Source organism: Streptomyces sp. NPDC051940 (assembly GCF_040680895.1).
Classification (GTDB): domain Bacteria; phylum Actinomycetota; class Actinomycetes; order Streptomycetales; family Streptomycetaceae; genus Streptomyces.
Genome location: NZ_JBFAXR010000219.1, coordinates 1 through 7,360 on the forward strand (window position 1 = coordinate 1; position 7,360 = coordinate 7,360).

Here is a 7,360-nt window from a genome sequence, read left to right on the forward strand (position 1 = left end):
GGAAGGACGAACCCCAGCGCACGCCCTCGGCGAGGAAGTACCGCGTGCGCGAGAAGGGCACCCGGTGCGACACCAGTCCGGCCACGAAGGCCGACGGAGTCGCCGGCCCCTCGGCCGGAATCGCGCCGCTGGTCGACCGCACCCACCGCTTGTCGTCGCTGGTGGCGCTGACGGTGGTGTGGACCTTCGCGAAGTCCCGGCCCCGCGGGTGCAGTTCCACGCCGTCGTGCAGCCGCCCGCGCCGGAAGCCGGCCAGCTGGTACTCGACCGGGCTGTCGGCGAAGTCGCCCGTCCCGGGATCGGCGAAGACCCCGTGGACGTAGCTGACGAGGTCGTCCTCCCGGGGCGTCGCCTCCCCGAGGTGCCCGGAGTACAGCGCGCTGGAGTCCTCGCCGCCCATCGTGTAGCTGACGGTGTCGTTCGGGGGCGCGCCCCGGCCGAGCTTCAGGAGGGCGCTGAGATCGTGCTCCAGGAGGCGCACCGAGTCGTCGGGCGCGCTCATGACGAGCGGTTTCGCCTTCCCGGCGTCCAGCGTCACCGACGTGTCGGCCGCCACGTGCAGGACCGGCTGCATGAGCAGCGTCAGCCCGTCCCGGCCGTCGACGCTGCTGTAGGCGCCGAGGCTGTAGTCGCCGGGAGGCACCCGGAAGGTGGTGACCTCCTGCGAACCGCCCTCCGCGAAGAGGCACGACGAATCGTCCGGGCAATCGCCGATCCGGTCCAGGTAGACGACGTGGCTGCCGGGTGTGGCGCCGTCCCGGCCGAGGTGGCGCAGCGTCAGGTCGTAGCGCTCGTCCTCCTTGACCACCCCGACGGGCGTGCTCACCCGCGTCTGCCCCGCGACCGCCAGCAGTTGCCCGCTGTAGGAGCCGGGTGCGACGGACGGCGAGGCCGTGTCCGCGGTGACGGTCACCTCGGCGCTGCCGCCGGCGGGAACCGTGAGACGGGTCGTACTGAGGCGGAGCAGACCGTCCGGCGCCCGGGACCCGACGCCGTCCACCGCCTCGAGAGCGAGGTCGAGGGTGACGTCGGCCGCGCCGGTGTTGCGGTAGCCGACCGTGCGGGCCGGCAGGCCGTCGTCCTCGTGCGGCCAGCGGGCGATCCCGAAGCCCGCCGCCGGCGGGGAGGCCGTGACCTCCTGGGTGACGGCCCGGGCGGCGTCGACGCGGCCGGCGCCCTGGTCGAAGCCCGCGACGCCGGGAGCGGGCGCGGCGGACCCCATCAGTGCGGACTTCAGCCGGGCGGCGTCCCAGTCCGGGTGCTCCTGCAGCAGCAGGGCCGCTGTTCCGGCGACGTGGGGCGTCGCCATCGACGTGCCCGAGAGCGCGACGTACGGACCGTCCGCGTCACCGCCTTGTGTGCCCCCCGCGCCCTCCCCGTCGCCGTCGTGCGTACCGGCGGCGCGGGCCGCCACGATGTCCGTGCCCGGCGCCGTGAGGTCGGGCTTCAGGGCGTGGTCGCCGACGCGCGGGCCGCGGCTGGAGAACCCGGCGAGCGAGTCGTCCCGGTCCACCGCTCCGACGGTCAGCGCGGCGTCCGCCGATCCGGGCGAGTCGACGCCCTGGGCCGTGCCGTTGTTGCCGGCCGCCACCACGAACAGGGTGCCGTACCGCCGGCTGAGGTCGTCGACCGCCTGCTCCAGCGGGTCGGTGCCCGGCCAGTCCTGGCTGCCGAGGCTCATGTTGACGACCGGCGCCCGCTTGGTCGCCGCGGCCCACTCCATGGCGGCCAGCACCGCGTCGTCGTAGCAGGACCCCTCGGCGTCGCACGCCTTGGCGTCCAGCAGCCGTACGTCGGGGGCGATGCCCCGGTAGCGTCCGCCGGACGCCGCTCCGGTGCCGCCGACGACGGAGGCGACGTGGGTGCCGTGGCCGTTGTGGTCGCCCGCCTCCTCGCCGGTGAAGTTCGCCGCGTCCGCGACCTTCCCCGCCAGATCGGGGTGCGTCGTGTCGATGCCGGAGTCGATGACCGCCACGGTGACCTGCTTGCCGGTCCGACCCAGCTGCCAGGCCGCCGGCGCGCCGATCTGCGCGGCGCTGCGGTCCAGGACCGCTTTGCGCTTCCCGCTCAGCCACACCCCGGCGATGTCCGGGTCGAGCCGGCGGTCGAGCGGGGCCCTGCTGGTGGTGACCGCGTTCCAGAAGCCGGCGGCGCCGTGCTTGGACACGGACACGGCCGAGGCCCTGAGGCCGGGCAGCCGCCGGGTCGTCCGCGCCCCCGCGGGCGCCTTCCCGGGCGGATCGTGCCGGTAGCGGACGATGAGGGGCGTGTCGGCCCGGCGCGGGTCGTCGTAGCCGAGCCGCGCCAGCTCCGTCACGTCGAACAGCCGCGCGTCGAGCCGTCCCGAACCGACGAGCCCCGCCGCGTCGGCGGGGACCACCCGCAGGTGTCCGCCGTCATGGCTGATCCGGAACGCGTACGCGCCGCGCCCCGGGGCCGGGATGATCACCGGCCGCTCCGTCCCGGCCGGGAGCTCCACCCGGTCGCCGGTGATCAGGGTGACCGAGGTGGCCGTCCCGCCCGCACCGGGCGCGGGCGGCCGTGCGTCCGCCGTCGTGGCTCCGGCGGTCGGGCCCGGTACGGCTGCCAGGGCGATCCCGGCGGCGATGACACCCGCGGATGCTCTGCTGAGCATCGCCATCTGCTTCCCTTCCCTTGCTGTCGAGTTGGGGGGCGCCGACGACCGTAGGGGCGTACCTGTGAAGCACCGATGAAGAACTGATCCGGAACCCGTGACCTCCGCGCGGAGCGGGAACGACGGAGCCCCGTCCCCCGCCCGGAGAGGGTGGGCGGGGAGACGGGGCTCCGGTCTGCGGGGGCCTGTTCAGCCCGTGACGGGTGCCAGCCGGTCGACGATGCCGGGGTGGCCGTCCATCCAGTGGCGGGCGGACTCCTTCTCGTTGCCCTGGCCGCCGTCGATGATCTCGGCCTCGAGCGAGGCGAGTTCCTCCTCCGACAGCTTGAAGTGCTTCAGCCAGCCGTGGAACTCCGGGAAGTCCGCGGCGAAGTCCTTCTTGCCGACCGTGTGGATCTCGTCGCCCTTGCCCCAGGCGCCCTTCGGGTCGGCGAGCTTGGTCAGGCCGTACTTGGCGTAGGCCCAGTGCGGCGACCACAGGGTCACCACGACGGGCTCCTTCTTCTTGTACGCGCGGTCCAGTTCGGCGAGCATCGACGCGGTGGACGAGGACACGATGTCCCAGTCCTCGAGGCCGTACTCCTTGACGACCTTGTCCTTCAGGATCCCCATCATCCCGGCGCTCGCCTCGATGCCGATGATCTTCCCCTTGAACTCGCCCTTGTGGCTCTTGAGATCCTCGAGCGACTTGATGTCCTTCATGTACGACGGCACGCTCAGCTCCAGCGACGTCGGCCCGTACCAGGAGCCCACGTCGGTGAGCTTGTCGCCGTACTTCGTCATGTACTGCTCGTGCGTCGTCGGCAGCCACGAGTCGAACTGGACGTCCATCTGGCCCTGCGCCATGGCCGCGTACAGCGGGCCCGGGTCGAGCTGCTTGACGGTGGGCTTGTAGCCGCGGTCCTCCAGCACGTTCTGCCACAGGTAGGTGGCGGCGATGGCCTCGTCCCACGGGAAGTAGCCGAGGTTCACGGCCTTGCCGGCGTCCTTGCCCTGCTGCTTCGCGCCACCGCCGCCGGGGAGGGGGGCGGCCTTCGCCGCGAAGCCGGGGTGCTCCTTCAGCCAGGCGCGGACGGCGTCCTGCTCCTTGCCCTGACCGGCGTCGGTGATCTTCTCCTCGAGGGAGGTGAGCTCCTTCTCGGTCATCTTGAAGTTCTTCATCCAGCCGGCGACCGTCGGCTCGTCGGCGGAGAAGCCCTTGCGCGCGGTGGTGTGCACACCGTCGCCGCTGCCCCAGGCCTTCTTCGGGTCGGCCAGCTTCTTCAGGCCGTACTTGCTGTAGGCCCAGTGCGGCGACCACAGGGTGACGACGACGGGCTCCTTCTTGGCGTACGAGCGCTGCAGTTCGGCGAGCATCGAGGAGGTGGAGGAGGCGACGACCTGCCAGTCCTCGAGGCCGTACTCCTTGACGACCTTGTCCTTCAGGATGCCCATCATCCCGGCGCTGGACTCGATGCCGATGATCCGGCCCTTGAACTCGCCCTTGTGGTCCTTCAGGTCCTCCAGCGAGTCGATGCCCTCGACGTACGACGGGACGCTCAGCTCCAGGGAGGTGGGGCCGAACCAGGAGCCGAGGTCCTCCAGCTTGTCGCCGTACTGCTTCCAGTACGACTCGTGGGTGACCGGCAGCCAGGCGTCGGTCTGGAGGTCGATCTGGCCCTGCGCCTGGGCGGAGAAGAGCGGGCCCGGGTCGAGCTGCTTGAGCTCCGGCCGGTAGCCGCGCTGCTCCAGCAGCTCCTTCCACAGATAGGTGGAGGCGATGCCCTCGTCCCACGGGATGTAGCCCATGGAGATCTTCCTGCCCTTGCCGACGTTCGTGCTCGCGGCGGTGTCCGCCTTGCCGTCGTCGTCGGAGGAGGTGATGTTCATGCCGCCCGCGATCAGCGCCAGGACGACGACGCCGACGGTGGCGACGGCGGTGCCGGGACGGTACTGCAGCAGCTTCAGTCCGCCGGCCGTGGCGGCGGCCTTGGCCAGGGCGCGCCGGCCGAGCGGCGAGACGCGCTGGTTGAGGGCGCCGGTCATCCGGTCCAGGTACATGGCCAGGATGACGACCGCCAGGCCGCTCTCGAAGCCGGTGCCGATCTCCACCCGGGTGACGGCGTTGTAGACCGTCTCACCGAGGCCGTCGGCGCCGGCCATACCGGCGATGACGACCATCGACAGCGCCAGCATGATGACCTGGTTGACGCCGGCCATGATGGTCGGCAGCGCGAGCGGCAGCTGCACGCGGCGCAGCGTGTGGCCGGGGGTGGTGCCGAACGCCTCGGCGGCCTCGACGAGTTCGCCGTCGACCTGCCGGATGCCCAGCTCGGTCATCCGCACGCCGGGCGGCATGGAGAAGATGACCGTGGCGATCAGGCCCGGCGTCACGCCGACGCTGAAGAAGACCACGCCGGGGATCAGGTAGACCATCGCCGGCATCGTCTGCATGAAGTCCAGGACCGGCCGGATGCCGGTGCTGACCGCCTTGTTGCGGGCGGCCCAGATGCCCAGCGGCACGGCGAGGACCACCGTGATCGCGGCGGACACGAGCACCATGGAGAGGGTCTCCATGGACTCCGTCCACAGACCGACCGCGTCGATCACCGCGAAGCCGAGGAAGGCCAGCACGGCGGGCGCGAGACCGCGCAGCCAGAAGGCGACGACGGTGAAGATACCGGCCATCAGCAGCGGCTCGGGGCCGCCGAGGACGGCGTTCACGCCGTCGTACATGCCGGTCAGAACGGTGTTGGCGGCGTCGAAGAGCCAGCCGGCGTGCGACTGCAGCCAGTCGACGGCCGACTCCACCTTGGAGCCGAGATCGAGCTCAGGCATGGGCGGCCACCTTCTCGTCCGCCGGGCTCTGCTCGCCCAGGACCCGCAGCAGGTGCTCGCGCCCGACGACGCCGAGCAGCTCGCCCTCCTCGTTGGTGACGGCGATGGGGGCGTCGCTGCCGGCGATGGAGGCGAACAGGTCGGCGACCGGGGTGTCGGCCTCGACCGTGGCCGGAGTGGCGTCCAGCACGCACTGGTTGGTACGGAAGCGCACCCCGTCGAAGACGGTGCTGGGCTCCTCCATGATGGCGCCGGCGGTGATGACGCGGGCTCGGTCGACGTCCTCGACGAAGCGGCGCACGTAGTCGTCCGCCGGGCGGATGAGGATGTCCTCGGGCGTGCCGGTCTGTACGACACGGCCGTCGCGCATCACGGCGATGCGGTCGCCGATGCGCATGGCCTCGTTGAGGTCGTGGGTGATGAAGACGATGGTCTTCTTCAGCTTCGTCTGCAGTTCGAGCAGCTGGTCCTGCATATCGCGGCGGATCAGCGGGTCGAGGGCGCTGAAGGACTCGTCCATCAGCAGCAGGTCGGCGTCGGTGGCGAGCGCGCGGGCCAGGCCCACGCGCTGCTGCATGCCGCCGGAGAGTTCGTCGGGCCAGGAGTTCTCCCAGCCCTCCAGGCCGCACAGGGCCAGCGCCTCGGTGGCGCGCTGCAGCCGCTGTGCCTTGGGTACGCCCTGCACCTCCAGCCCGTACGCCGCGTTCTCCAGCACGCTGCGGTGCGGGAAGAGGGCGAAGTGCTGGAAGACCATGCTGATCTTGCGGGAGCGGACCTCGCGGAGCTCGCGCACCGGCAGCGAGGTCAGGTCCTGGCCGTCGAAGAGCACGCGGCCGGCGGTGGGCTCCAGAAGCCCGTTCAGCATCCGCAGCAGCGTGGACTTGCCGGAGCCGGAGAGACCCATGACGACGAAGATCTGCCCCGGTTCCACGGTGAACGACGCGTCGATCACCGCGGCGGTGGTGCCGCTCTCCCGCAGTTCGTCGCGGTCCGCGCCGGCCTTCAGCCGGGTGACCGCCTCCTCAGGGCGTTTACCGAAGACCTTGAACAGGTTTTCGGCCTGCAGCCTGGACATACAACCTCACGTGTCGATGTGGCACGACCCGTCTCCCCCGCGTCCGGGTCGTGGGAGCACGGGGTCCGCCCGCCTCCGGCATGCCGGAGTTCGCTCCGCCTGCCCGGCTGCCCGCCCTTGATCCGCACAAACGCATAAGTGACGTGCTTCACAGGAGTTCACTGCAACCTCATACGTCACTCGAGCGTCTCGGACCGCGCTGCCCCGGGGCGCCGCGCCGCCCCGATGTCACACCCGTGCGGCATCATGCGGTGGGTGAGCCGACGCCTGATGCTTCTCGACACCGCGAGCCTGTACTTCCGCGCCTTCTTCGGCGTGCCCGAATCGATCAGGGCCCCCGACGGCACGCCGGTGAACGCCGTGCGCGGGCTGCTCGACTTCATCGCCCGGCTGGTCCAGGACCACGATCCGGACGACCTGGTGGCCTGCATGGACGCCGACTGGCGCCCGCAGTGGCGGGTGGACCTGATCCCGTCGTACAAGGCGCACCGGGTGGTCGAGGAGCACCCGGGCGACGCCGAGCCTGACGTGGAGGAGGTGCCCGACACGCTCTCCCCGCAGGTGCCGGTGATCGAGGAGGTGCTCGACGCGCTGGGCATCGCCCGCGTCGGCGTCGCGCCGTACGAGGCGGACGACGTGATCGGCACGCTGACGGGTCTGGCCAAGGGGCCCGTGGACATCGTCACGGGCGACCGCGACCTCTTCCAGCTCATCGACGACGCCCGCGGGGTCCGCGTGGTCTACCCGGTCAAGGGTGTGGGCAACGCCACGCTGATGGACGAGGCGGCGCTGCGCGAGAAGTACGGCGTCGACGGCCCCGGGTACGTCGACCT

Annotated in this window: 3 protein-coding genes and 1 pseudogene; 1 reads left to right on the forward strand and 3 read right to left on the reverse strand. The window is 71.4% G+C overall.

Going from position 1 to position 7,360, the window contains the following annotated elements; all coding sequences use genetic code 11:
* The 3 genes from AB0M28_RS39065 to AB0M28_RS39075 all read right to left on the reverse strand — a co-directional run.
* A partial coding sequence (locus AB0M28_RS39065; protein ID WP_365415368.1) for a S8 family serine peptidase occupies positions 1 to 2,635 on the reverse strand: 2,635 nt, incomplete at its 3' end.
* Between the two features lie 189 nt (positions 2,636 to 2,824).
* Positions 2,825 to 5,452, reverse strand: coding sequence for an ABC transporter permease/substrate binding protein (locus tag AB0M28_RS39070; RefSeq protein WP_365415369.1), 2,628 nt, complete (start codon positions 5,450 to 5,452; stop codon positions 2,825 to 2,827).
* On the reverse strand, positions 5,445 to 6,527 hold the full coding sequence (locus tag AB0M28_RS39075) for a glycine betaine/L-proline ABC transporter ATP-binding protein (RefSeq protein WP_365415371.1): 1,083 nt from the start codon (positions 6,525 to 6,527) through the stop codon (positions 5,445 to 5,447). Before AB0M28_RS39075 ends, AB0M28_RS39070 begins: the two co-directional genes overlap by 8 nt.
* A gap of 270 nt (positions 6,528 to 6,797) precedes the next feature.
* On the opposite strand from AB0M28_RS39075, the pseudogene AB0M28_RS39080 reads away from it, so the two are divergent.
* Positions 6,798 to 7,360 (forward strand): annotated as a pseudogene (locus AB0M28_RS39080) (flap endonuclease); the annotation flags it as partial.

Coding starts and splice junctions, on each gene's coding strand:
- AB0M28_RS39070 (WP_365415369.1), bottom strand. CDS start 5,452: ATGCCTGAGCTCGATCTCGGCTCCAAGGTGGAGTCGGCCGTCGACTGG.
- AB0M28_RS39075 (WP_365415371.1), bottom strand. CDS start 6,527: ATGTCCAGGCTGCAGGCCGAAAACCTGTTCAAGGTCTTCGGTAAACGC.